The sequence below is a fragment of the Actinomycetospora aeridis genome (assembly GCF_037400275.1).
In the GTDB taxonomy this organism is placed as follows: Bacteria; Actinomycetota; Actinomycetes; order Mycobacteriales; family Pseudonocardiaceae; genus Actinomycetospora; species Actinomycetospora aeridis.
Window position 1 is genome coordinate 40436 of sequence record NZ_JBBEGL010000010.1, and the last position, 23355, is coordinate 63790.

Here is a 23355-nt window from a genome sequence, read left to right on the forward strand (position 1 = left end):
TCGTCGTACCGATCGAGACCGACCGAGACCGATCCCGGGAGCCCCCCATGACCGACACCACGACCACCGACGCCGCCGCCGCCGACGCCGCCCTCAAGGCGCGCCACCGCACCATGTGGGGCCTCGGCGACTACCCCGACGTGGCCGCCCGGCTGATCGCCGAGCTCGGCCCGACGCTCGTCGCCGCCACCGGGATCCGTCCCGGCGAGCGGGTCCTCGACATCGCCGCGGGCACCGGGAACGTCGCCGTGCCGGCCGCGCTCGCCGGCGCCGACGTCGTCGCCTCGGACCTCACCCCGGAGCTGTTCGTGGCGGGCCGCGCGTTCGCGCAGCGCCAGGGCGTGGCCCTGCGCTGGGACGAGGCCGACGCCGAGGCGCTGCCGTACCCCGACGACTCCTTCGACGTCGCCGTGTCCTGCGTCGGGATCATGTTCGCCCCGCACCACCAGCAGGCCGCCGACGAGCTCGTCCGCGTCGTCCGCCCCGGCGGGCGCATCGGGCTCATCAGCTGGACGCCCGCCGGCTTCGTCGGCGACCTGTTCAAGACCATGAAGCCCTACGTGCCGCCGCCCCCGCCCGGTGCGCAGCCCCCGCCGCTGTGGGGCGACCAGGGGCACGTGCGCGACCTGCTCGGCGACCGCGTCACCGACGTCGAGACCCAGGTCCGGACCGTGCGGGTGTCGGCGTTCGACACGCCGTCGACCTTCCGCACGTACTGGAAGGAGACCTACGGGCCGACGATCGTGGCCTACCGCAACGTCGCCGACGACGCCGAGCGCACCGCGGCGCTCGACGCCGACATCGCGGGCGTCGCCGAGCGCCACGACCGCGGCGACGGGTCGATGGACTGGGAGTACCTGCTCCTGACCGCCCGGGTCACCTAGGGGGCCGTCTGGAGCGAGGCCGCCGACACGGCGGGCTCGACGTTGGACTCGGAGTGGATGGGGCCCTCGCGGTCCGAGAGCGGGGTGCCCCGTCCGCCCCACTGCTGGGCGATCATCTCCGCGGCGATCGACACCGCGGTCTCCTCCGGGGTGCGGGCGCCGAGGTCGAGGCCGATGGGGCTCGACATCCGGGCCAGCTCGGCCTCGGTGACGCCGGCCTCGATCAGCCGGTCCTGGCGGTCGAGGTGGGTGCGCCGCGACCCCATCGCCCCGATGTAGCCGATCTCGGGCAGGCGCAGCGCCACCTCGAGCAGCGGCACGTCGAACTTGGGGTCGTGGGTGAGCACGGCCAGCGAGGTGCGCGAGTCGATCCGCCCCGCCTCGGCCTCCTTGGCGAGGTAGCGGTGGGGCCACTCGACGACGACCTCGTGGGCCTCGGGGAAGCGGCTCGAGGTCGCGAACACCGGGCGGGCGTCGCAGACGGTGACCCGCATGCCGAGGAACGTGCCCATCCGCGCGACGGCGGCGGCGAAGTCGATCGCGCCGAAGACGATCAGCCGCGGCGGCGGGGCGAACGACTCGACGAAGACCTGCAGACCCTCACCGCGCCGCTCGCCGTCGGTGCCGTAGGACACGAGCGCGGAGCGGCCCGCGGCGAGCAGGCCGCGGACGTCGTCGCGCAGCGCGTCGTCGAGGCGGGCCGAGCCGGTGTGGCCCTCGACCTCCTCGGGCCACACCACCAGCCGGCGCCCGATCCGGTCCGCGGGGCCCGAGACGACGGTGGCGACGGCGACCGAGCGGTGCTCGCGCACGGCCGCGGCGATCGCGCCGAGCTGCGGGAACGACTCGCGGTCGACCTTCTCGACGTAGACGTCGAGGATGCCGCCGCAGGTCAGGCCGACGGCGAACGCGTCGTCGTCGGAGACGCCGTAGCGCTGCAGGGTGGCGTCGTCGGTGCCCTCGAGGATGCCGGAGCCGAGCTCGTAGACCGCGCCCTCGACACAGCCGCCCGACACGCTCCCGACGGCCTGCCCGTCGTCGCCGACGAGCATCGACGCGCCCGGCTGGCGGGGCGCGGACCGGAAGGTGCCCACGACGGTGGCCAGCGCCGTCGGGCGCCCCGAGTCCCACCAGGACTCCAGGGTCGGCAGCACGTCACGCATCCCGCAGCACCTCCAGCAGCTCGGCCAGCGTCGTCAGGGAATGGCCCGCCAGCAACCGGTCAACGTGCGGGAGGGCCGCCGCGATTCCCCCCTGCACCGGGGCGTAGCCGCTCTTGCCCGCGTGCGGATTGACCCAGACCACCCGGTGGGCCAGGCGCCGCAGCCGCGCGGACTGCTCCCCGAGCAGCTCCGCACCCCCGCGCTCCCAGCCGTCGGAGAACACGACGACGACCGCCCGCCGGGCGACACCGCGCTGTCCCCACCGGTCGAGGAACGCGCGCAGCACCTCGCCGAGGCGGGTGCCGCCCGACCAGTCGGGGATCGCCTGCCCGGCGTCGGCGAGCGCCCTCTCGGGGTCGCGCTGGCGCAGCTCGCGCGTGACCCGCGTGAGTCGGGTGCCGAGCGTGAAGGTCTCGACGGCCGTGGGGGTGCGCCGGGTGACGACGTGGGCGAAGCGCAGCAGCGTGTCCGCGTAGGGGCTCATGGACCCCGACACGTCGATGAGCAGCACCACCCGGCGCGGGCGCTCACGGCGGGCGCGCCGGCGCAGGTCGCCGATCTCGCCGCCGTTCGCCAGGGCCGCCCGCAGGGTGCGCCGCGGGTCGGGCTCGCCGCGCCGGGCCGGCCGGCGGCGCCGGGCCCGTCTCTTGGGGGGCGCCGGGCGCAGCAGCGCGAGGAGCTGCTTGAGGTGCTCGCGCTCACCGATCGAGAGCTCGGCGATGTCGCGGTCGCGCAGGATCTCCTCGCCGGAGGCGGCCACGCGCAGCTCCGGGGTCTCCTCCTCGTCGCCGTCGCCCGTGCCCGGGGGTGGCTCGGTGAGCGCCGCCATCGTCGAGACCCGCGGCTTGGGCTGCGAGGGGCGGCCCATCCGCTGGTCACGTGGGTCGGCGGAGAACCAGGCGGCGAAGGCGTGGTCGTAGCGCACCACGTCGTCGGGATCGGCGCACAGGGTCAGCCGTCCCGCCCAGTAGGTCGCGACCTCGCTGGCCAGGTCGGACAGGCGCAGCGCCTGCAGGTAGGCCGCGACGCGGTCGGTGGTGACGGGCACGCCGGCGTTGCGGACGAGCCGGGTGAAGGCGACGAAGTCCTCGAGCACCTCCTCGGGTCCCGGGGGCGCGCCACCACCGCGGAGGTCATCGACGATCCCCGCGGCGAGCACCGCACCGGCGTGCGGGCGCGGAGCGGGCCCCTCGGTGCTCCCGCCCTCGTCACTCGTGGTCATTCCCCGTCGCTCCGCTCGGACCGGGTCGTCATGAGGCGAGCAGGGCGTCCAGCTTGTCGCGCGCCCGGTCCGCGTCCTCGCGGTACTTCAGCACCGCGCCCAGGGTCGCGGTGGCGGACGCGAGGTCGAGGTGACGCGCGCCGATCAGCTGCAGCGCCTGCGCCCAGTCGATCGACTCGGCCACCCCGGGCGGCTTGAGCAGGTCGAGCCCGCGCAGCCCGTGCACGGCCTGGGCGACCTGCTCGGCGAGCTCCTTCGGGAGCTCGGGCAGGCGGCGCTGCAGGATCGCGGTCTCGCGGGCGAGGTCGGGGTGCTCGAGCCAGAGGTAGAGGCAGCGGCGCTTGAGGGCGTCGTGGACCTCGCGGGTGCGGTTGGAGGTGAGGACGACCAACGGCGGCGTCTCGGCGCGCACGACGCCGATCTCGGGGATCGTCACCGAGTTCTCGGCGAGCACCTCGAGGAGGAAGGCCTCGAACTCGTCGTCGGCGCGGTCGACCTCGTCGACGAGCAGCACGCACGGCGCGTCCTGCAGCGCCTGCAGCACGGGGCGCGCCAGCAGGAAGCGGCGGTCGTAGAGGGAGGACTCCACGGCGTCGACGTCGAGCTCGGTGTGCGAGGCGCTCGCCGACGCCTCGAGGGCGCGCAGGTGCAGCAGCTGGCGCGGGAAGTCCCAGTCGTAGAGGGCCTGGGAGGCGTCGATGCCCTCGTGGCACTGCAGGCGCACGAGCGGCAGGTCGAGCGCCTGGGACAGGGCCTGGGCGAGGGCGGTCTTGCCGGTGCCCGGCTCGCCTTCGCAGAACAGGGGCCGGCCCATGCGCAGGGCCAGGAAGGCTGCCGACGCGAGGCCGTCGTCGGCCAGGTAGCCGGTGCCGTCGAGGGCCTGCGCCAGGTCGTCCGGGCTACGGGGTTCGGTGGTGCCGCTCACCGGTCCAGCATGTCCCACCACCGGTGGGGTAGCCACCGGACCGGTGGCGAGATCACGGTCCCAGCTGAGATCCGTTGCTCCGAACGGCCCCGCCGGGACCGTGAGGCCACGCACAGAGCGGATCTGGGACGCGCCGGTGCGAGGTCCGCGTGAAGGAGATCGACTCCCGCTCGGAGCAGGAGATCTGGCGCTTCGACGGTCACGGGCGCGTCACGGGACGGTGACGGCGGTCGCATGAGCCCGGGTTGAAACGTGTTGTGTCCTCCGTACCGTCTGCGTCCGGCTCCCCGTAGCACGCACCCGATCGGTGTGTCGGGGGCCTGACACCCCCGGGGTCGCCGCGCCGTGGCCCGTCCAGCGCCCCCGGGATGACCCGAAACGAAAGTTGCGGACCGGACGGGCGTGAGGAGCCAGGCCCGGGTGCCCCTGCACCCACGGGCGGTGAGGCCGCGTGGAACCGGCCGTCGACCCACCCGCGAGGCCCTGCCCGCGCGGCGCGGTACGGAGAGAGGTCATGGCTCGGAATTCCGATGAGTCGCTGGCGCGCGCCCTGGGACGGCGGGCGGCGCAGATCGCCCTCGTGGGCGCGGTCGCGGCGACCCCGCTGGCCTTCACCACGGGGCTGGCGTCCGCCGACACGGACTGGGACGAGCTCGCCCAGTGCGAGAGCAGCGGCGACTGGAGCACCAACACCGGCAACGGCTTCGGCGGCGGCCTGCAGTTCACCGACTCCACCTGGCGCGCCTTCGGCGGCTCCGGGCAGCCGGAGGACGCCAGCCGTTCCGAGCAGATCCGTGTCGCCGAGCGCGTCAAGGCCGAGCAGGGCATGAACGCCTGGCCGACCTGCTCGAAGAAGACCGGCAACACCGACGACTCGGCCAACACCGAGTCGGACTCCGGCTCCTCGAGCTCCTCCGACTCCGACTCGGACTCGGACTCCGACTCGGACTCGGACTCCGAGGGCATCCGGTCGTCCGCGTCCGCCACCAAGCCGGCCCAGCCGGCCCAGGCCGGCGCCGGCACCCACACCGTCGCCTCCGGCGACACCCTGAGCTCGATCGCCGCCGCGAGCGGCGTGTCGTGGCAGTCCGTCGCCGAGCGCAACGGCCTGACCGACCCGGACAGCCTCAGCGTCGGGCAGCAGCTCGCCCTGCGCTGATCCCGTACCGCACCTCGACGGCCCCGGCTCCCGCGTGGGAGCCGGGGCCGTCGTCGTTCCGCTCGTTGTGAGCTGCGTCACCTGTCTCAGGTACGCACCGTTCCGCTCCCGTCGCACTCGGTCATCCCGTGTCCCCGGAGCTGCGTCTCCGTCACTCGTTCGTGATCTCGTCGCGTCCTCACGTACCTGAGAGCCACGAGCCAGGAGCTCGTCGAAGATCTAGCCTCGGTCCGTCGGCCCGCGCGGCGGCGCCGACCGAGGCCCGGGCGCTCCCCCTGTCCGACGGGCCCCGTTCCCCCGCAGCATCTGTGCCCGGACAGGGGCGCCCGCGACCGGTGCTCCCCCGTCCGCTCCCCGGTGACGGTCCGGTCCGGCGTCCGCGCGGCCCTCGTGGAGATCCGTGGACATCGTTGACCCCGTGCTGTCCGCAGCACCCACCGTCACCCGCGGCCGCCACCGCGCGGCGCGTCGCCCCGGCCGCGTCGGGCGGGCCGCTCTGGCCGTCGTCGCGGCCGGCGCCCCCGTCGTGCCCGCGGTGCTGCTGGCGGCCCCGGCCGCCCACGCCGACACCGACTGGGACGCCCTCGCCGAGTGCGAGAGCAGCGGCAACTGGAGCACCAACACCGGCAACGGCTTCGGCGGCGGCCTGCAGTTCACCGACTCCACCTGGCGCGCCTTCGGCGGCTCCGGGCAGCCGGAGGACGCCAGCCGCTCCGAGCAGATCCGTGTCGCCGAGCGCGTCAAGGCCGAGCAGGGCATGAACGCCTGGCCGACCTGCTCCCGGCGCACCGGCCAGACGGACAACTCGCCGAACACGGGCTCGTCGGGCAGCTCGGACGACGAGTCGGCGGACTCCGACGACTCCGACTCCGGGAACTCCGACTCCGGCAGCAGCTCCGAGACACGCCAGGTGCGCGACTCGGACTCGTCGTCGTCAGCGTCGACGTCGTCGTCAGTGTCCTCCTACACCGTGCGCAACGGCGACACCCTGAGCTCGATCGCCGCGGCGCACGGCGCGACCTGGCGCTCGCTGGCCCAGGCCAACACCGACGTCCTCAGCGACCCGAACATGATCTTCCCGGGGCAGACGCTCTCGATGAGCTGACGCCGGGTCACCGGGGCGCCGGGGAGCGGGTCAGGGGCAGTTGACCCATTCCTCGGTGCCGTCGGTGAACTCCTGGCGCTTCCACACCGGCAGCTCGCGCTTCACGGCGTCGACGAGCTCGCTGCAGGCGTCGAAGGCCTCGCGGCGGTGCTCGGCGGCGACGGCGCAGGCCAGCGCCACGTCGCCGATCCCGAGGGGGCCGACGCGGTGGGTCACGGCGAGCGCCCGCACCCCGGCGAACTGCGCGGCGACCTCCGCGGCCACCTTCTCCACGACGGTCGCGGCGCTCGGGTGGCCCTCGTAGTCCAGGGCGGTGACCGAGCGGCCGTGGTCGTGGTCGCGGACGACGCCCGCGAACGTCACGACCGCGCCGGCGGCGGCGTCGTCGACCAGCGCGGCGTGCTCGTCCACGCTGATCAGGTCCTCGGTGACGGTCGCCCGCAGGACGCGCGCGGGTGCACTCACTGGTGGTCCCCTCCCAGGATCTGGTCGACGGCGTGGGCCAGCACCGGCTCGAGCACGGCCAGGCCGTCGCGCACCCCGCCCGGGGAGCCGGGCAGGTTCACCACCAGGGTGCGCTTGGCGACCCCGGCCACGCCACGTGAGAGCACCGACGTCGGGACCTTGTCGGCCCCCGCGCGGCGCACCGCGTCGGCGAGGCCCGGGACCTCGTAGTCGAGGACCGCCCGGGTCGCCTCCGGCGTCGCGTCGGTGGGCGAGATGCCGGTACCGCCGGTGGTGACGACGACGTGCGCGCCGTCCGCGACGGCGTCGCGCAGCGCCGCGGCCACCGGCTCCCCGTCGGGCACGACGACGGGATCGGGCGTCGTGAAGCCCTGCCCGCGCAGCCACTCGACGATGATCGGGCCGCCGCGGTCGGTGTAGACGCCGGACGAGGCGCGGTTGGAGGCGGTGACGACGCGGGCGCGCCGCGTGGGGTCACCGGCCGTCGGGGCGGGTCCAGACACCGGAGCGTCCCCCTTCCTTGCGCTCGAGGCGCACCGCGTCCAGCGTCGCCGCCGGATCGAGCGCCTTGATCATGTCGTGCAGGGTGAGGCCCGCGACCGTGACCGCGGTCAGCGCCTCCATCTCGACGCCCGTGCGGTCGGCGCTGCGCGCGGTGGCGGTGATGGCGACGTGGTCGTCGCCGACCTCGAGGTCGACGGTGACGCCGGCCAGCGGGATCGGGTGGCACAGCGGGACGAGGTCCGGCGTGCGCTTGGCGCCCATGATCCCGGCGACCCGGGCCACGCCGAGCGCGTCGCCCTTGGGCACGGTGTCGTCGCGCAGCGCGGCGGTGACCTCGGCGGTGGTGTGCACGACGCCGGTCGCGGTGGCCGTGCGGCGCGTGACCTCCTTGTCGCCGACGTCGACCATGCGCGCGGCGCCGGTCGCGTCGACGTGCGTCAGGCCCGAGCTCTCACTCATCGGCGGTCTCCGTCGCCCTCGCGGTCTCCTCGCCGACGGCGAGGGCCTCGCCGATCGCGACGGCCGCGCCGTCCCGGTCGGACTCGGCGACCTTGCGGACCGCGCCGGCGACCGCGGGCGAGACCGTCGAGTCGAACACGCTGGGCACGATGAACAGCGGGTTCGGCTCGGCCACGACGTCGGCGATCGCGGCCGCGGCGGCCAGCAGCATGACGTCGGAGATGCCGCGGGCGTGCGCGTCGAGCAGCCCGCGGAAGATGCCGGGGAAGGCCAGCACGTTGTTGATCTGGTTCGGGTAGTCCGACCGGCCGGTGGCGACGACCGCGGCGTGCCGCTGGGCCACCGCCGGGTCGATCTCGGGGTCCGGGTTGGCGAGCGCGAACACGATCGCCCGGTCGGCCATGCCCGCGACGTCGTCCTCGTGGAGGAGGTTCGGTGCGGACACCCCGATGAAGACGTCGGCGCCGGGCATCGCGGCGTGCAGGTCGCCGGTGCGGCGGTCGCGGTTGGTCCGCTCGGCCACCCACTCCAGGCTCGGGTGCAGGCCCGGCCGGTCCGGGTGGATGATCCCCTCGACGTCGACGGCGATCAGGTCCGCGGGCGCCAGGGGCATGAGCAGGCGGATGATCGCCGACCCCGCCGCGCCGACCCCGCACACGACGATGCGGCAGTCGTTCATGTCCTTGCCGACGACGCGCAGCGCGTTGCGCAGGGCGCCGAGGACGACGACGGCGGTGCCGTGCTGGTCGTCGTGGAAGACCGGGATGTCGAGCATGTCCCGGAGGCGTTCCTCGATCTCGAAGCAGCGCGGCGCGGCGATGTCCTCGAGGTTGATCCCCCCGTACACCGGCGCCAGCGCGCGGACGATCGAGATGATCTCCTCGGTGTCCTGGGTGTCCAGGCAGACCGGCCAGGCGTCGACGCCCGCGAAGCGCTTGAACAGCGCAGCCTTGCCCTCCATCACCGGCATCGACGCGGCGGCACCGAGGTTGCCCAGCCCGAGCACCGCCGAGCCGTCGGTGACCACGGCGACGGTGTTCCGCTTGATCGTGAGGCTGCGCGCGTCCTCGGGGCGCGCGGCGATGGCCTGGCAGACCCGCGCGACGCCGGGGGTGTAGGCCCGCGACAGGTCCTCACGGGTCCGCAGGCCGACCTTCGCGTTGACCTCGATCTTCCCGCCGAGGTGCACCAGGAACGTCCGGTCGGAGACGTTGCGCACCCGCACGCCGTCGAGGCCGTCGAGGGCGTCGGTGATCTGGTGGGTGTGCTCCTCGGACAGCGCGTTGCAGCTGATGTCGACGATGATCGAGTCGGTGCGCGACTCGACGACGTCGAACGCCGTCATGACGCCGCCCACGCGCCCGACCGCGACGGCGAGGTCGCCCGCCGCGGTCGCGCTCGCCGGCGCCTCGACGCGGGCCGTGATCGCGTAACCGGGTCCCGGGACGGTCACCGTGGTGTCCTCTCGCTGGCTGTGATCAACGATGCGGCTCCGCCTCGGCCCATCGCTGCAGGTCCTCCGGTGTGTCGAGGTCGTCCCCGACCGCGACGTCACCGATCTCCACGGCCGCCACGTCGTCCCGGCCCCGCAGGAACCCCCGCGCGCCGGCGTCGCCCGAGGCGGCCGCGTGCACAGCTTCCCAGTGCGCCCGCCCGAGCAGCACCGGGTGGCCCGCCCGTCCGTCGACGGCGCCGCGCGCGAGCACGCGGGGGGCGTCGGGACCGTCGGCGCGGGCGGCGACGCGGGCCAGCGCGTCGGCGCCGATGCCCGGGGTGTCGACGAGCGCGACGAGCACCGCGACGGCGTCCGTCCCCGCCAGGGCCTCCAGCCCGGCGCGCAGCGACGCGGCCTGGCCCTCGGTGTCCCAGCCCGGGGCGGGCACCCAGGCCGTGCCCTCGTCGAGCAGCGCGGCCGTGCCCGGCAGCCCGGCGCCGAGCACGACCACGACCGGGGCGAGTCCCGCGGCGTGCAGCGCGCGGACGGCCCGGCGCACGAGCGGCTCGCCATCGAGCTCGACGGCGGCCTTCGGACGTCCCATGCGCCGGCCCCCGCCCGCGGCGAGCAGGAGGCCGGCGACGGGCGTCGGCGTGCGGTGCGTGGTCAGCGGTTGATCTCGGTGACCGGGTGCTCGTAGCCGAGCTGGTCGGCCGGCAGGGGGAACTCCGTCTCGCCGAACGGCGACGGCGAGCCCTGGGTGGGCGCCATCAGCTCGGTGATCGGGTGGCCGCCGTCGACCTCCGGCCACCAGGGGTCCTGCCGCGGCTGCTCGCCCTCGGCCTGCTGGGGACTCTCGTCGTGGTCGGCCATGGCTCTCCCTGACTCCTCTGGGGATCGGCTCGGCGAAGCGCTGGGGCCCCAGTCTGCCGCACCTCGGGGGTGTGCGCGCCCGGCCCCGACTACCGTGGGAGGTGATGTCCGGCCGGACCCTCCTCGAACACCTGCGCGCCCAGGACGACGACTTCCTGGCCGCACTGCTGCGCGCCCGCCCGGACCTGGCGCTGCCCGCCCCCGCCGACACCGGTGTGGTGGCCACCCGCGCGACCGTGCGGATGTCGGTGGGGCGCGCGTGCGAGGACCTCGACGCGTTCACCCTGCAGGTGGTCGACGCGCTGCTCGTGGTGCACGCCGACGAGGCGGCGGTCGCCGTCGGCGACGTGCTCGCACTGCTCGGCCCCGACCGCGCCGACGCCGGCCGCGCCGCCCTCGCCGACCTGCAGCGCCGCGCGCTCGTCTGGCCCGACGGGTCCACCCTGGCACCGGACCTCCCGCACGCCGATCCCGACGAGCGCGCGGGGCTGCGCGCCGTCCCCGGGCTACGCGACGTGTCGGTGCGCTACCCCGGCGGGCTGGGGCGTCCGGCGCCCGAGTTCTCCGCGATCGCCACGTCCGACGACCACGCCGCCGTCGTCGACGCGCTGCGTCCCGACGAGCGCGGGGTCGTCGAGGCGCTGGCGTCCGACGGCCCGATCGGGCGCAGCCGCGCCGGGGGCGACGACGGGCCCGTGGGTCGCCTGCTCGCCGCCGGCCTGCTGCACCGCGTCGACCACGAGACCGTCGAGCTCTCCCGCGAGGCCGCGCTCGGCGTGCGCGGCGACCGGCCCCTCGGCGACGTCGCGCTCACCGATCCCATGCCGGCCCCGCGCGTCCGGGCCCCCGCCGACGTCGACGCCACCGCCGCCGGGGAGATCCTCGAGCTGGTGCGGCGCGCCGAGATCGTGCTGACCTCGTGGTCGGACGCCCCGCCCGCGGTCCTGCGCTCGGGCGGGCTCGGGGTGCGCGACCTGCGCCGCGTCGCCCGTGAGCTCGGGCTCGGCGAACCGGACGCGGCGCTGCTGGTCGAGGTGCTCGCCGGCGCCGGCCTCGTCGCCGTCTCCGAGGGCGCGGACCCGGCGTGGACGCCGACCGTCACCGTCGACCGCTGGCTCGCCGCCGGCCCCGACGTGCGCTGGGTGATGCTCGCGCGGGGCTGGCTCGACACCCCGCGCGCCCCCTCGCTGGTCGGGGCGCGCGACGTCGGCGACAAGCTCATCGGCCCGCTCTCCGACGAGGCCCGCCGCCCGTGGGCGCCGGCGCTGCGCCGCCGGGTGCTCGACCGTCTCGCCGAGTTCGCCGACGGCGAGGGCCCGCCGAGCGCCGACGACCTCGTCGCCTCACTGGCCTGGCGCGCGCCCCGCAAGGGCGGCCGCCAGCGCGACGAGATGATCCGCACGGTGCTGCGCGAGGCGACGACCGTGGGGCTCGTCGCCCACGACGCGATCACCTCGGCGGCCCGCGAGCTGCTCGTGCCGGCGCGCGGACCGGGCGACGACCCCGACGCGGCCGCCGCCGCGGCACTGCGCCGGGCCCTGCCCGCCCCCGTCGACCACGTGCTCCTGCAGGCCGACCTCACCGCCGTCGCTCCCGGGCGCCTCGAGCCCGAGCTCGCCGCGGCGCTCGACCGCGTCGCCGACGTCGAGTCCGCGGGCGGCGCCACCGTCTACCGCATCAGCGAGGCCTCGGTGCGCCGCGCGCTCGATCTGGGGCAGACCGCCGCCGACCTCCACGACCTGTTCACGACCCGCTCGGCCACCCCGGTCCCCCAGGGTCTGAGCTACCTCGTCGACGACGTCGCCCGCCGCCACGGGCGTCTGCGCGGCGGCGCGGCCGCGTCGTTCCTGCGCTCGGAGGACGAGGCGCTCGTCGCCGAGGTGATGGTGCACCCCGAGGCCGAGCGCCTCGAGCTGCGCCGGATCGCCCCGACCGTGCTCGTCAGCCCCCAGCCGCTGGTCGAGGTGCTCGAGGCCCTGCGCGCCGCCGGGCTGTCCCCGGTCGCCGAGGACGAGGTCGGCGGCGTGCTCGACCTGCGCCCCCGCGGCCGGCGCACGCCCGCGAAACGGCCCGAGCGCGCCGTCGGCACCACGCCGTCGCTGTCCGACGACCAGATCGCCGCCCTCGTCGCCCAGCTCCGCGCGGGCGACCGGGCCGCCACCGCCAACCGGGGTCGCGGCGTGGGGGCCGGCGCGGGCCGCCCGGCGGCCTCGGCCACCGTCGCCGTCCTGGCCGAGGCCGCGCGCACGGGGCGCAGCGTGTGGATCGGGTACGTCGACGCCTACGGCACCGCGTCCCAGCGCGTCGTGCGCCCGCTGCGCGTCGGCGGCGGGGTGCTCGAGGGGGTCGAGGACGACGGCGAGACCAACGGCGACGTGGTCGGCGGCGCGGCGATGTCCTTCGCGCTGCACCGCATCACCTCGGTCAGCGTGCTCGCCGACCGCTGACCCATCTGTCGGAGCGCGCTCGCCCGCTGGCGCCCACCCCGGACGAACGAACGGCGCTTTCGCTGCATCGGTTGCAGCGAAAGCGCCGTTCGTTCGTCACGGGCACGCGCACACGGCCGCAGCGCCTGATCTGGGGGGGTGTGTCAGGCGCGGGCGCCGACCGCCCAGACCTGCATCGCGTGCTCGACCAGCGCGATGAGGGCCTGCTTCGTCGACTCCCGGTCGCGGGCGTCGACGGTCAGGATCGGCACCGCGGGGTCGATCGCCAGCGCCTCCCGGACGTCCTCGAGCTCGTGGCGCAGGACCCCGTCGAAGCAGTTCACGCCGAGCACGTAGGGCAGGCGGCGGTCCTCGAAGAAGTCGACGGCGGCGAAGCAGTCGGCGAGCCGGCGGGTGTCCGCCAGCACGACCGCGCCGATCGCGCCGCGCACGAGGTCGTCCCACATGAACCAGAACCGGTCCTGCCCGGGCGTGCCGAACAGGTAGAGGATCAGGTCGGAGTCGAGCGACACGCGACCGAAGTCCATGGCCACGGTCGTGGTGCGCTTGTTCGGCACCGCGGAGAGGTCGTCGACGCCGGCGCTCGCGTCGGTCATCACGGCCTCGGTCGTGAGCGGGGCGATCTCGGAGACCGACCCCACGAACGTGGTTTTGCCGACCCCGAACCCCCCGGCCACGACGATCTTGGCTGAGGTGGTCGTCGGGGACCGCTCGTCAGAGCCGTCGTAGTCCACTCAACACCCTTTCCATCAACGCCATGTCCGGGACGTCGCCCGAGGTCGAGGCGGTCTGGTGCACCACGACGGTGCCCTGCGACGCCATGTCGCCGATCACGACCCGGGCCACGCCGAGGGGCAGCTTCAGCAGCGCCGCCACCTCTGCGACGGACCGGGGCTCGCGACACAGGTCGGCCACGGCACGGTGCTCGTACTGGGCGATCCGCGACGGGTCGCGGCCCGCGGTGCCGATCGAGACGAGCGTCTCGACGGCGAGGTCGTAGACCGGGCGGGTCCGTCCACCGGTCCACGCGTAGGGACGCACGATCGCGACGTCGTCGGCGCGCTCGCCCGGCGGCTCCGGCTCGGGCAGCTCGTGCCGGGGCGGGCCACCGGCCTGCGGCACACCGTACGGCGCGGTCTGCGGCTCTCCCGGGGCGAGGGCGTGCGCACCGTCGGGCACGCCGTCGCCGTACAGGTACCCGTCGGGGGCGACGGTGCCGTCACTCGGTGGACCGACCTCGTCGACCGCCGGCTCGCCCGTCGGAGCCGCCGCCTCGGCCTGCGGCTCCTCGGGCTCGGCGGCGCGCCGTCGCCGGAAGAGCCCGCGACGCTCGCCGCGCGGCCCCCGCGACGTCGGTCCACTGATGCCGTTGAGCACGTCGGCGAAGGACTCGCCGGGGTCATCGCTCACCGGTCGTCACCCCCTTGTGACGTCATCGCACCGCCGACCCCTGGAGCTCGGCGCGGAGCTCGGGGGTCAGCAGCTGACCGACCCGGTCGACCAGCAGCGTCATCTCGTAGCCGACCAGCCCGATGTCGCAGTTCGGGGCGGCGAGCGTGGCGAGGCACGACCCGTCGCTGATCGACATGAGCAGGACGATGCCGCGCTCCATCTCCACCACGGTCTGCACGACCTCGCCGGCCTCGAAGCAGCGCGCCGCGCCCTGCGTGAGGCTGACCAGGCCGGAGGCGACGGCCGCCAGCTGGTCGGCGCGGTCACGCGGCAGGCGGTTGGACGCGGTGAGGAGCAGCCCGTCGGCGGACACCACCACCGCGTGCGCCACCCCCGGCACCCGCTCGGCGAAGTTCGAGACCAACCAGCCGAACCGGCTCGGCTGCGACTGGGCTCCGGTCACTGCTCCTCCTCATCCCCGGGGCGGGCGTCCTGCGGCTCCCCCTCGGTGTCGGCGGGCCGACCGCGGCGGGTGGACCGCCCGTCGGACACGCCCTGCTGATAGCTCGCGAGTCGACCGCGGATCGCGTCGGCACTGCGGCGCGGACCCGCCGGACCGGGCTGGCCCCCGGCCGGCCCACCCGCACCGCCCGCACCGGCGGGGCGCGCGGCCCCGGGCACGAGCTGGGCGCGCGGGCGGCGCTTCGGGAGCCCGGACTCCGTCGTCCCGCCCGCACTGACCCCGGCGTCGAGGGCGTCGGCGGTGGCCGCGGCCGCCCGCCAGCCCTCGTCGCCCGAGGTCGAGGCCCACTCGGCCTCGTCCGGACCGGCCGCGGGCGGGGCCTCGCGGAACCATGCGGACGCGACCTCGTCGTAGATCGGCGTCCGCTCACGCTGCGGCTTGCCGGCGCGGCTCGGGAGCCGCTCCGGGGCCGGCCGCCCGGGACCGCTCGGCCCGGCGGGCGCCGCCGGGCCGCGCCCACCGTTGCGGGTGTGCCCGTTGCCCTCGGTCGGCGGTGCCGGGTCGAAGAGCCGGTCGGCGTCACCGGCCGGCGGGGCCGGCGGCGCGGCGGCGGCCGGGGTCCGTCCCGTCGGCCGGGACGGCAGGGGAGCCCGCGGCTCCACCGGGGCTCCGGGGGCCGGCCGCCCCTCGAGGGCCTGCGGCACCTCGGGAGCCTGCGGTGCCCCGGGAGCCTGCGGCGCCTCGGAGACCTCCGGGGCGTCGGGGCCGGGCGGCGCCTGGTCGACCGGCGCGGGTGCCTGCTCCTCGGACGGCTCCCCCGGGGAGCGTCGCGGACGCAGACGCGGGGCCATCCCCGGGGAGAAGGCCGCCCCGGTCGGCGGCAGGCGCCGGCCGGCCGGTCGCATGCCCCGGTCGCCGGCCTCCGGCGCCTGCTGCGGGTCGTCGGCGACGGGCGCGTCGGGCGTCGCGGGACCCGCCGGGACGTCGGTCTCCCGGTCGGCCGCGGGGCCACCTGGGCCGGTCGTCGGCGCCGCGGTGTCCTCGGTGTCCTCGGCCTGGGGGTCCTCCGGCCATGCCGACCGCACCTGCGGGCGCACGACCCGCGGGCGCAGCGGCAGCGTGCCGCGACGGTTCGGACCGCGCGTCGGCAGCGCCTCGGGAGTGTCGGGGGCGGCCTCGGACGCGCCCGGCTCCTCCGGCTCCTCCGGGGCCGCCGGGGCCTCCAGGGCTTCCGGGGCTCCGGGCACCGGCGGGGCCTGGGGTGCGGCGGCCCGGGTGACGTCGTCCCCGGTGCCGGTCGTCTCCTCGACGGCCTCCTCGACGGGCGTCTCGTCGCCGACCTCGACCTCGTCGGCCTGCTCGTCGGCGGGTGTCGCGGGGCCGGGCGGCGGCACGACCGGGGCGCCGTTCCACATCGGCGGGCCGGCGGCGGGCCGACGCGGCGGAGCACCGGGCGGCGGCGACCCGAACGGACCTCCCGGACCCCGTGCGGGCGGCGCGCCACGCCATCCGGGCGGCGGACCCTGACCCGGACCGCCGGGACCGGCGGGCGGCGGGCCCCACACGGGACCGGCGGGTCGGCCCTGCGCGCCGGGGGTGGGGGCGCCACCGCCGCCACCGAAGCCGCCGGGCCCGGTGGGCGCTCCGGGACCGCCGGGACCGCCCGGCTGGCCGGGACGCCCCGGCAGCGGGCCGTGCGGCTGACCCTGCTGCGGACCCTGTTGCTGCCCCTGCGGGGGGCCCTGCTGCTGACCCTGCAGGGGGTCGCGTGTCGGGCCCTCGGGGTGCGTCCCCGGGCGCCCGGCGCCCTCCGGGACGGGGCGCTCGTCCGCCTCCCCCACCTCCGGGGCCACGCCGGAGTCCGCGTCGGAGCCAGCGTCGCCGTCCGGGGCCTCCTCGGCGTCCTCCCGCTTCCAGGAGAGGTCCTCGTCGAGTGGCTCGTCGTCGTCCTCGTCGGCGGCGTCGAGGGGCTCGACGACGTCGGGGGCCTCCGGCTCGCCGTCCGGCTCCTCGGGGCGTCGGCTGCGCCGGCGGGCGGCGGCCGCGCCGATCAGCGCCGCGGCGCCCCCGGCGGCGGCGACCCCGCCGACGAACCCGTGACGACCCTGCTCCGCCTGGTCCGCGTCGTCCGGCGTCGACTGAGGAGCGGATCCGTCGACGGGCTGCTCGGCGAGCGCGCGGGCGTCCTGACCGTCCGGGACGGACCCGGCCGGCTCGCGCTCGTCCGGCGCGGGGTCGGGACGACCCAGGGGCCCACCAGGGCCGCCAGGGCCACCAGGCCCGCCGGGCCCACCCGGACGGCCCGGGCCGGACGGGCCACCACGACCCGGCAGACCCGGCCCACCCGGACCCCCGTGCCCGTTGGTGCCGTGCCCGTTCGTCCCCGGCGCGCCGCCCGACGGTCCGCGCCGCGGCAGCAGCGGGCGCCGCTCCGGCGATCCGTCAGGGGCCGGCGGAGGGCCCTGCTCCTGCGCGGGGTCGACGCCGGGCGAGAAGAACGACCCGGGCGCACCGACCGGCCGGCGCTCCCGCTGCGGGAGGCCGTTCGCGCCGTTCGCCGCGCCGTTGACGGCGCCGCGCGCCTGCTCCGGCACGGCACCCGTGCCGTTCGGGGCCGCGTCCGGCCGGCGGGTGCCGGCGCCGGCGCCCAGCGCGGGCTGCGCCTCCGAGGACCCCGCGAGCACCGCGGACGCCGGCACCAGGGCCGTGGCGGCGACCCCGCCGTCGTCGCGGTTGCGCAGCTCGACGGTGATGCCGTGCCGGGTGGCGAGGCGCCCGACCACGAACAGGCCCATGCGCCGGGACGCGGACACGTCGACGGTCGGCGGCGAGTCGAGGCGCACGTTGGCCTCGTGGAGGTCCTCCTCGCTCATGCCGACGCCGGAGTCGAGGATCTCGACGAGCACGGAGCCGTCGGCGTGCTGCGTCGCCTGCACGCGCACGCGGGTATCGGGCGCGGAGAACGTCGTCGCGTTCTCGAGCAGCTCGGCCACCAGGTGGACGACGTCGCTCGCCGTGCGGCCCAGCAGCTGGGCCTGCGGCGGCGGCGCGAGGTCGATGCGCTGGTACTGCTCGACCTCCGACGCCGCGGCGCGCAGGACGTCGACCAGCGGCACCGGCCGGCTGCCGCGCCGCGAGAGGTCGGTGCCCGAGAGCACGAGCAGGTTCTCGGAGTTGCGGCGCATGCGCGTCGCGAGGTGGTCGAGCTGGAAGAGGTTGGAGAGCGCCTCCGGGTCCTCCTCGGAGTTCTCCAGCTGCTCGATGAGCCGCAGCTGGCGCTCGACCAGCGCCTGGGAGCGCCGGGACAGGTTCACGAAGATCGAGTTGAACGCCGAGCGCAGCCCGGCCTGCTCCGCGGCCAGGCGCACCGCCTGCTCGTGGACCTGGTCGAACGCGCGGGCGACCTGCCCGATCTCCTCGCGCGTGGTGATCGGCGTCGGCACGATCGTGGTGTCGGGCGCCTCGCCCTCGCGCAGGCTGCGGACCGCCTGGGGCAGCCGCCGCTCGGCGACGTCGAGGGCGGTGCGCCGCAACAGGCGCAGCGGGCGCAGCAGCGAGCGGGTGACGAAGAAGACCACCGCGGCGCCCGCCATCAGCGCGAGCAGCAGGATCACCGAGGCGACGCCGGCGCCGCTGCGCGCGGCGGCCTGCAGCGACCCGGCCTGCTCCTGGAGCTGACCGCGCAGCTGCTCGGAGGTCGCGGCGTCGCGGTCCTCGACCGCCGCGGACGCGCGCTCCCAGTCCGGCCCCGCCACCTGCAGCGGCAGACCGGCGGCACCGCGGCCGAGCACGACCTGGGCGAGCAGGTCGCGGTTGTCGACGTCCGGGCCGACGACGGCGTCGGCGAGCGCGGCGTTGTCGGTGCCGATCGCCGAGCGGAAGTCGTCGACGGCGATCGAGCGGCGCAGCGTCGCGTTGCGGGCCTGGTCGATCGACGGCGCGTCGATGCGGCCCGCGGCGATGCCGGCGGCCACGACCGCCTGGACGTAGGCGTCCTCCTCACGGACCACCGAGAGCGAGTAGAGCCCCTGGGCGAGCCCCGCGACGCTCGGGTCGGCGGCCTCGCGCGAGAGCGAGCGGTCGAACACCTCGAGGGTGTCGATGGTCTCGGTGTAGCGCGCGATCGCGCCCGCGGCGTCGATGCGGCCGTCGATGACGTCGTCGCGCAGCCGGTCGAGCTGGTCGATCTCGGCGTCGGCCTGGTCGAAGGCCGTGACGGTCTGCTGGTCGAGGGAGTCGGCCGCGCCGGCGTTGCGCCGCAGCTCGGAGGTCGCCGCCTGCGTCGCCTCGATCCGCTGCTCGACCGGCCCGGAGCCGCCCGCGCGGTTGGCCGCGACGTAGACCGCGGCCGCCGAGCGCTCGGCGGCGAGGTCGCCGAGCACGCGCGACGTGCTGTCCTCGAGGGCCACCGCCTGCTGGACGCTGTCGTACGACGCCGCCTCGCTGGTCTGCTCGACGATCCGGAGCACACCGAGGGTCAGCACGAAGAGCGTCGGCACCAGGAGGACCGCCGCCAGCTTGACGGGCAGGCTCCAGTTGCGCAGGGCCAGCCGCTCGGTCCAGTCGCCACCCGTCCGGTCGTCCGGACCCGGCCGCCCGTCCCGCGGGTCGTGGTAGCGCACCGGGGTGCGCTCGGGTGCTCGCTCAGAGGTGGTCACGGACGGGTCCTCCCGGTTGCGCCGGACGGTCGGACGTCGCCCGGCGCCTCCACGCGCCGAACGCGTCCCTGGTCGACGCTGGGTGACCAGGGATGGGCTATGGTCACGGCCGTCCGGTTCGCGGAGTGGCACGTGGGTGACGCCGTGCGGCCTCGCGGCGACGCGTCGGTACGACGATCGGGGAGCAGGGCGGGCGAGCGCATCAGCGTGGTCTGGCGTCCAGAGCGGTCGGCGCGAGGTCCCGGGCGGGGCCCGGGGACGACGCGGGCGAGCCACGACGCCGTCGTGCGCGGCGCCGTGAGCCCATCGGGTCGGTGGTCACTCGTCGAGGGCGGTGTCGAGCGGACCTACTGTAGCCGCCCGGTGACGGGGAATGTCCGGCCCGCCTGCAGCGCTCCCCGAGCGGCGTCCCCGCTCCGCCCGACGGCGTGTCGGTCCCCCGGAGGAGAATGGGACGGACCACCCGCCGACCAGACCGGAGGTCGAGAGGTTGAGTCAGCCCGGTAACGGACCGCTCATCGTCCAGTCCGACAAGACCCTGCTGCTCGAGGTCGACCACGAGGCGGCCCCCGCCGCTCGTCAGGCGATCGCGCCGTTCGCCGAGCTCGAGCGCGCGCCCGAGCACGTCCACACCTACCGGGTGACGCCGCTCGCGCTGTGGAACGCCCGCGCCGCGGGCCACGACGCCGAGCAGGTCGTCGACGCCCTGGTGCAGTACTCCCGCTACGCCGTGCCGCAGGCCCTGCTCGTCGACGTCGTCGACACCATGGGCCGCTACGGGCGGCTGCAGCTCACCAACTCCCCCGTGCACGGCCTGGTCATGCTGTCCAACGACCGCGCCGTGCTCGAGGAGGTCCTGCGCAACAAGAAGATCGTCCCGATGCTCGGCGAGCGCATCGACGACGACACCGTCGCGGTGCACCCCTCGGAGCGCGGACGGCTCAAGCAGGCGCTGCTCAAGGTCGGCTGGCCCGCCGAGGACCTCGCGGGCTACGTCGACGGCGAGGCGCACCCGATCGAGCTCGTCCAGTCCGACTGGGAGCTGCGCGACTACCAGGCCGACGCCGTCGAGGGCTTCTGGCACGGCGGCTCCGGGGTCGTGGTGCTGCCCTGCGGCGCCGGCAAGACGCTCGTCGGGGCCGCCGCGATGGCGAAGGCCGGCGCGACGACGCTGATCCTCGTCACCAACACGGTGGCCGGGCGCCAGTGGAAGCGCGAGCTCGTGGCGCGCACGTCGCTCACCGAGGACGAGATCGGCGAGTACTCCGGCGAGCGCAAGGAGATCCGCCCGGTCACCATCGCGACCTACCAGGTGATGACCCGCAAGACGAAGGGCGAGTTCCGCGCGCTGGAGCTCTTCGACACCCGCGACTGGGGCCTGATCATCTACGACGAGGTCCACCTGCTGCCCGCGCCGGTGTTCCGCATGACCTCCGACCTGCAGTCGCGCCGCCGCCTCGGCCTCACCGCCACGCTCGTGCGCGAGGACGGCCGCGAGGGCGACGTGTTCTCCCTCATCGGGCCGAAGCGCTACGACGCCCCGTGGCGCGACATCGAGGCCCAGGGCTGGGTCGCGCCCGCCGACTGCGTCGAGGTCCGCGTCACGATGACCGACAACGAGCGGATCATCTACGCCACCGCCGAGGCCGAGGAGCGCTACCGGCTCTGCGCCTGCGCGCGCACCAAGATCCCGGTGGTGCGCAGCATCCTGGAGCGCCACCGCGGCGAGCCCGCGCTGGTCATCGGCGCCTACCTCGACCAGCTCGACGAGCTCGGCGTGGCGCTCGACGCCCCGGTGATCCAGGGCTCGACCAAGAACAAGGAACGCGAGATCCTCTTCGACCAGTTCCGCCGGGGGGAGATCCCGGTCCTGGTCGTGTCGAAGGTCGCGAACTTCTCCATCGACCTGCCCGAGGCGTCGGTCGCCATCCAGGTGTCGGGCACGTTCGGCTCGCGCCAGGAGGAGGCCCAGCGCCTCGGCCGGCTGCTGCGCCCCAAGGGCGACGGCCGCCAGGCCCACTTCTACTCGGTGGTCGCGCGCGACTCGGTCGACGCCGAGTACGCGGCCCACCGCCAGCGCTTCCTCGCCGAGCAGGGCTACGCCTACCGGATCGTCGACGCCGACGACCTGCTGGGCCCGGCCATGCCGGGCACGGAGGCCGAGGGCGAGCCGGAGTCGGAGCGCCCCGACCCGTCGGGCTAGCCGGCGCGCAGCCCGTCGAGGAGCACCGCGACGAGGCGGCGGGCGTCGTCGTCCGACGAGCCGATGCAGAGGTTGCCGACGCCGCGCATCAGCTCCCGTGGCGCGAGGTCGTCGCGGGCCTCGCCCGCGGCGACCGCGGCGTCCAGCAGCCCCGTGCACACCGGCACGAGGCGGTCGAGGAAGTACGCGTGCAGCGTCTCGAACTGCGGGCTGTCGGACTGCAGCGCGCCGGCCAGGCCGTGCTTGGTGACGAGGAAGTCGACGAACTGGTCGATCCACGCCCGGAGGGCGACGAACGGGCTGCCGGGCCGGTCGAGCGCCTGCTCGCCGGCCACGGCGCACGCCTCGACCTGGTGGCGGTAGACCGCGACGACGAGGTCGGCCCGCGTCGGGAAGTGGCGGTAGACCGTGCCGACCCCGACGCCGGCCTTCGTGGCGATGTCGCGCACGGGCGCCTCGACGCCTGCGGTGACGAACACCGCGGCGGCCGCGTCGAGCAGCGCGCCCTCGTTGCGCCGGGCGTCGGCACGCCTCTTCTCCGCCATGCATCCCCTCGCTAGAAATCGGAACAAAGTTCCGCTACGGTGGCGGAACACGGTTCCGTCTCCGGCAGGGTAGGCGGACCAGCGAGGAGGACGCCATGACCGCACCCAGTTTCGGCATCGTGACCGCGCCCCAGCAGGTCTCCTACGACGACGTGCTGCGCGTCTGGCGCGAGGCCGACACGGTCGAGGAGATCGACCACGCGTGGCTGTTCGACCACCTCAAGCCGATCGGGGGCGACGACCCCGAGGGACCGGTCCTCGAGGGCTGGACGCTGCTCGCGGCCCTCGCCGCGCAGACGGAGCGGCTGCGTCTCGGGCTGCTCGTGACCAGCAACCGGTTCCGGCCGCCCGCCCTGCTGGCGAAGATCGCGACGACCGTCGACGTCGTGTCCCGCGGACGCCTCGACCTCGGTATCGGCGCGGGCTCGCGCCCGAGCATCCCCTGGGCACGACGCGAGTACGACGCCCACGGCCTGCCCTACCACGACTTCGGCGACTCGGTGGCCGCCCTCGACGAGGCCTGCACGGTGATCCGCCGGCTCTGGACCGAGGACGCGCCGTTCGACTTCCACGGCGATCACGTCCAGCTCACCGGCGCCTTCGGCAACCCGAAGCCCGTCCAGCGCCCGCACCCGCCGATCCTCATCGGGGGCCGGGCCGCGAAGACGCTGCGCGTGGTGGCCCGTCACGCGGACCTCTGGAACATCCCGGGCGGCGACATCGCCGACTGCGTCGAGCGCAGCGCCCTGCTCGACCGCTACTGCGCCGAGATCGGCCGCGATCCCGCGGCGATCACCCGCTCGATCCACCTGCCGGTCTCCTACGACGACCCCGGCGCGGTCCGCGCGGCGATCCGCGAGGCGCTCGCCGCCGGGTTCACCCACGTCGTGCTCGGTCTGCCGGCGCCGTGGCCGGAGGGCGTGGCTCAGTGGGTCGCCGACGAGATCGTCGTGCCGTCGCGGGACGCCGCGGGCGTCGCCGTGTAGCAGACCGCGGTGCCCTCGACGGCGACCACGCCGTCGTCGCGGGTCACCCGCACGGCGAGCGTGGTGATCGGCTTGTCCGCCCGCGCGGCGGTGACCTCGGCCGACCCGGTGATCACGTCGCCCGGCCGGACCGGTGCGAGGAAGCGCAGGTCCAGCTGGAGGAACACGCTGCCGGGACCGGGGACGTCCTCGGCGACGACGGCGTTGAGCACGGCCGTGGTGACGCCGCCCTGCACGACGAGGCCGCCGAACCGGGTCGCCGCGGCGAACTCCTCGTCGTAGTGCAGGGGGTTGCGGTCCCCGGAGATCGCGGTGAACAGCTCGATGTCCCGGCGGGTGACGAGCCGCGACCGGCTCGCCCGCTGGCCCACCCGCGGTGCGCTCGTCATGGTGTCGCTCCCCTCGTCGTCGGTGCCGACGACGCTAGGAACGGGGAGGGGGCGGGCCCCAGGGCGAGCGCTGCCCAG

General features: G+C 75.8%; 19 protein-coding genes and 1 pseudogene. 6 read left to right on the forward strand and 14 right to left on the reverse strand.

Annotation, left to right across the window (positions count from 1 at the left end; translation table 11 throughout):
• Window positions 1-47: 47 nt before the first annotated feature.
• On the forward strand, window positions 48-884 hold the full coding sequence (locus WCD41_RS26760) for a class I SAM-dependent methyltransferase (RefSeq protein ID WP_337718294.1): 837 nt from the start codon (window positions 48-50) through the stop codon (window positions 882-884).
• Here the strand turns inward: WCD41_RS26760 and WCD41_RS26765 are convergent.
• The 3 genes from WCD41_RS26765 to WCD41_RS26775 are packed head-to-tail and all read right to left on the reverse strand — an operon-like array spanning window position 881 to window position 4194.
• On the reverse strand, window positions 881-2047 hold the full coding sequence (locus WCD41_RS26765; RefSeq protein ID WP_337718295.1) for an XdhC family protein: 1167 nt from the start codon (window positions 2045-2047) through the stop codon (window positions 881-883). The genes WCD41_RS26760 and WCD41_RS26765 overlap by 4 nt on opposite strands.
• The gene (locus tag WCD41_RS26770; protein ID WP_337718296.1) at window positions 2040-3269 is read right to left on the reverse strand and encodes a vWA domain-containing protein; all 1230 of its coding nucleotides are present in this window, start codon (window positions 3267-3269) and stop codon (window positions 2040-2042) included. Before WCD41_RS26770 ends, WCD41_RS26765 begins: the two co-directional genes overlap by 8 nt.
• Window positions 3270-3297: 28 nt before the next feature.
• On the reverse strand, window positions 3298-4194 hold the full coding sequence (locus tag WCD41_RS26775) for an AAA family ATPase (RefSeq protein ID WP_337718297.1): 897 nt from the start codon (window positions 4192-4194) through the stop codon (window positions 3298-3300).
• A gap of 514 nt (window positions 4195-4708) precedes the next feature.
• Here WCD41_RS26775 and WCD41_RS26780 point away from each other — a divergent pair.
• Window positions 4709-5353, forward strand: coding sequence for a LysM peptidoglycan-binding domain-containing protein (locus WCD41_RS26780; protein WP_337718298.1), 645 nt, complete (start codon window positions 4709-4711; stop codon window positions 5351-5353).
• Window positions 5354-5771: 418 nt separating this feature from the next.
• Entirely contained in the window at window positions 5772-6458 is a 687-nt protein-coding gene (locus WCD41_RS26785; protein ID WP_337718299.1) for a LysM peptidoglycan-binding domain-containing protein, read from the forward strand.
• A gap of 30 nt (window positions 6459-6488) precedes the next feature.
• Here WCD41_RS26785 and WCD41_RS31210 read toward each other — a convergent pair.
• From WCD41_RS31210 to WCD41_RS26815, 5 genes and pseudogenes are all read right to left on the reverse strand, one after another.
• A pseudogene (locus WCD41_RS31210) lies at window positions 6489-7426 on the reverse strand (molybdenum cofactor biosynthesis protein MoaE).
• Window positions 7398-7886, reverse strand: a complete 489-nt coding sequence (gene moaC, locus WCD41_RS26800) for a cyclic pyranopterin monophosphate synthase MoaC (RefSeq protein ID WP_337718302.1) — start codon at window positions 7884-7886, stop codon at window positions 7398-7400. The pseudogene WCD41_RS31210 and the gene moaC overlap by 29 nt, the downstream one beginning before the upstream one ends.
• Window positions 7879-9339, reverse strand: coding sequence for an NAD-dependent malic enzyme (locus WCD41_RS26805; protein ID WP_337718303.1), 1461 nt, complete (start codon window positions 9337-9339; stop codon window positions 7879-7881). Before WCD41_RS26805 ends, moaC begins: the two co-directional genes overlap by 8 nt.
• A 25-nt stretch (window positions 9340-9364) precedes the next feature.
• Window positions 9365-9925 carry a nucleotidyltransferase family protein gene (locus WCD41_RS26810; protein WP_373695205.1) on the reverse strand — a complete coding sequence of 187 codons (561 nt, stop codon included), beginning with the start codon at window positions 9923-9925 and terminating at the stop codon, window positions 9365-9367.
• A gap of 62 nt (window positions 9926-9987) precedes the next feature.
• Window positions 9988-10194, reverse strand: coding sequence for a hypothetical protein (locus WCD41_RS26815; protein ID WP_337718304.1), 207 nt, complete (start codon window positions 10192-10194; stop codon window positions 9988-9990).
• Between the two features lie 104 nt (window positions 10195-10298).
• Between WCD41_RS26815 and WCD41_RS26820 the strand changes: the two genes are divergently transcribed.
• Complete coding sequence (locus tag WCD41_RS26820) at window positions 10299-12641, forward strand: helicase-associated domain-containing protein (protein WP_337718305.1); 2343 nt, start codon at window positions 10299-10301, stop codon at window positions 12639-12641.
• Between the two features lie 143 nt (window positions 12642-12784).
• Here WCD41_RS26820 and WCD41_RS26825 read toward each other — a convergent pair whose 3' ends face one another.
• The 4 genes from WCD41_RS26825 to WCD41_RS26840 are packed head-to-tail and all read right to left on the reverse strand — an operon-like array spanning window position 12785 to window position 19154.
• Complete coding sequence (locus tag WCD41_RS26825; RefSeq protein WP_337718306.1) at window positions 12785-13375, reverse strand: GTP-binding protein; 591 nt, start codon at window positions 13373-13375, stop codon at window positions 12785-12787.
• Complete coding sequence (locus tag WCD41_RS26830) at window positions 13356-14051, reverse strand: DUF742 domain-containing protein (protein WP_337718307.1); 696 nt, start codon at window positions 14049-14051, stop codon at window positions 13356-13358. The genes WCD41_RS26825 and WCD41_RS26830 overlap by 20 nt, the downstream gene beginning before the upstream one ends.
• Window positions 14052-14073: 22 nt before the next feature.
• The gene (locus WCD41_RS26835) at window positions 14074-14496 is read right to left on the reverse strand and encodes a roadblock/LC7 domain-containing protein (RefSeq protein WP_116707154.1); all 423 of its coding nucleotides are present in this window, start codon (window positions 14494-14496) and stop codon (window positions 14074-14076) included.
• The gene (locus tag WCD41_RS26840) at window positions 14493-19154 is read right to left on the reverse strand and encodes a sensor histidine kinase (protein WP_337718308.1); all 4662 of its coding nucleotides are present in this window, start codon (window positions 19152-19154) and stop codon (window positions 14493-14495) included. The genes WCD41_RS26835 and WCD41_RS26840 overlap by 4 nt, the downstream gene beginning before the upstream one ends.
• A gap of 490 nt (window positions 19155-19644) precedes the next feature.
• Between WCD41_RS26840 and WCD41_RS26845 the strand changes: the two genes are divergently transcribed.
• Window positions 19645-21357 carry a DNA repair helicase XPB gene (locus WCD41_RS26845; RefSeq protein ID WP_337718309.1) on the forward strand — a complete coding sequence of 571 codons (1713 nt, stop codon included), beginning with the start codon at window positions 19645-19647 and terminating at the stop codon, window positions 21355-21357.
• On the opposite strand, the gene WCD41_RS26850 is transcribed toward WCD41_RS26845, so the two are convergent.
• Window positions 21354-21902, reverse strand: coding sequence for a TetR/AcrR family transcriptional regulator (locus WCD41_RS26850; protein ID WP_337718310.1), 549 nt, complete (start codon window positions 21900-21902; stop codon window positions 21354-21356). The two genes, WCD41_RS26845 and WCD41_RS26850, sit on opposite strands and share 4 nt — an antisense overlap.
• 95 nt (window positions 21903-21997) lie before the next feature.
• Between WCD41_RS26850 and WCD41_RS26855 the strand changes: the two genes are divergently transcribed.
• Window positions 21998-22888 carry an LLM class flavin-dependent oxidoreductase gene (locus WCD41_RS26855; RefSeq protein ID WP_337718311.1) on the forward strand — a complete coding sequence of 297 codons (891 nt, stop codon included), beginning with the start codon at window positions 21998-22000 and terminating at the stop codon, window positions 22886-22888.
• Here the strand turns inward: WCD41_RS26855 and WCD41_RS26860 are convergent.
• Window positions 22828-23277, reverse strand: coding sequence for a MaoC family dehydratase (locus WCD41_RS26860; protein ID WP_337718312.1), 450 nt, complete (start codon window positions 23275-23277; stop codon window positions 22828-22830). The genes WCD41_RS26855 and WCD41_RS26860 overlap by 61 nt on opposite strands.
• Window positions 23278-23355: the final 78 nt, after the last annotated feature.

Bases quoted from the DNA above. Each gene is read 5' to 3' on its own strand.
- WCD41_RS26820 (WP_337718305.1), top strand. From the start codon at position 10,299: ATGTCCGGCCGGACCCTCCTCGAACACCTGCGCGCCCAGGACGACGAC.
- moaC (WP_337718302.1), bottom strand. From the start codon at position 7,886: ATGAGTGAGAGCTCGGGCCTGACGCACGTCGACGCGACCGGCGCCGCG.
- WCD41_RS26850 (WP_337718310.1), bottom strand. From the start codon at position 21,902: ATGGCGGAGAAGAGGCGTGCCGACGCCCGGCGCAACGAGGGCGCGCTG.
- WCD41_RS26810 (WP_373695205.1), bottom strand. From the start codon at position 9,925: ATGGGACGTCCGAAGGCCGCCGTCGAGCTCGATGGCGAGCCGCTCGTG.
- WCD41_RS26855 (WP_337718311.1), top strand. From the start codon at position 21,998: ATGACCGCACCCAGTTTCGGCATCGTGACCGCGCCCCAGCAGGTCTCC.
- WCD41_RS26770 (WP_337718296.1), bottom strand. From the start codon at position 3,269: ATGACCACGAGTGACGAGGGCGGGAGCACCGAGGGGCCCGCTCCGCGC.
- WCD41_RS26815 (WP_337718304.1), bottom strand. From the start codon at position 10,194: ATGGCCGACCACGACGAGAGTCCCCAGCAGGCCGAGGGCGAGCAGCCG.
- WCD41_RS26780 (WP_337718298.1), top strand. From the start codon at position 4,709: ATGGCTCGGAATTCCGATGAGTCGCTGGCGCGCGCCCTGGGACGGCGG.
- WCD41_RS26760 (WP_337718294.1), top strand. From the start codon at position 48: ATGACCGACACCACGACCACCGACGCCGCCGCCGCCGACGCCGCCCTC.
- WCD41_RS26860 (WP_337718312.1), bottom strand. From the start codon at position 23,277: ATGACGAGCGCACCGCGGGTGGGCCAGCGGGCGAGCCGGTCGCGGCTC.
- WCD41_RS26765 (WP_337718295.1), bottom strand. From the start codon at position 2,047: ATGCGTGACGTGCTGCCGACCCTGGAGTCCTGGTGGGACTCGGGGCGC.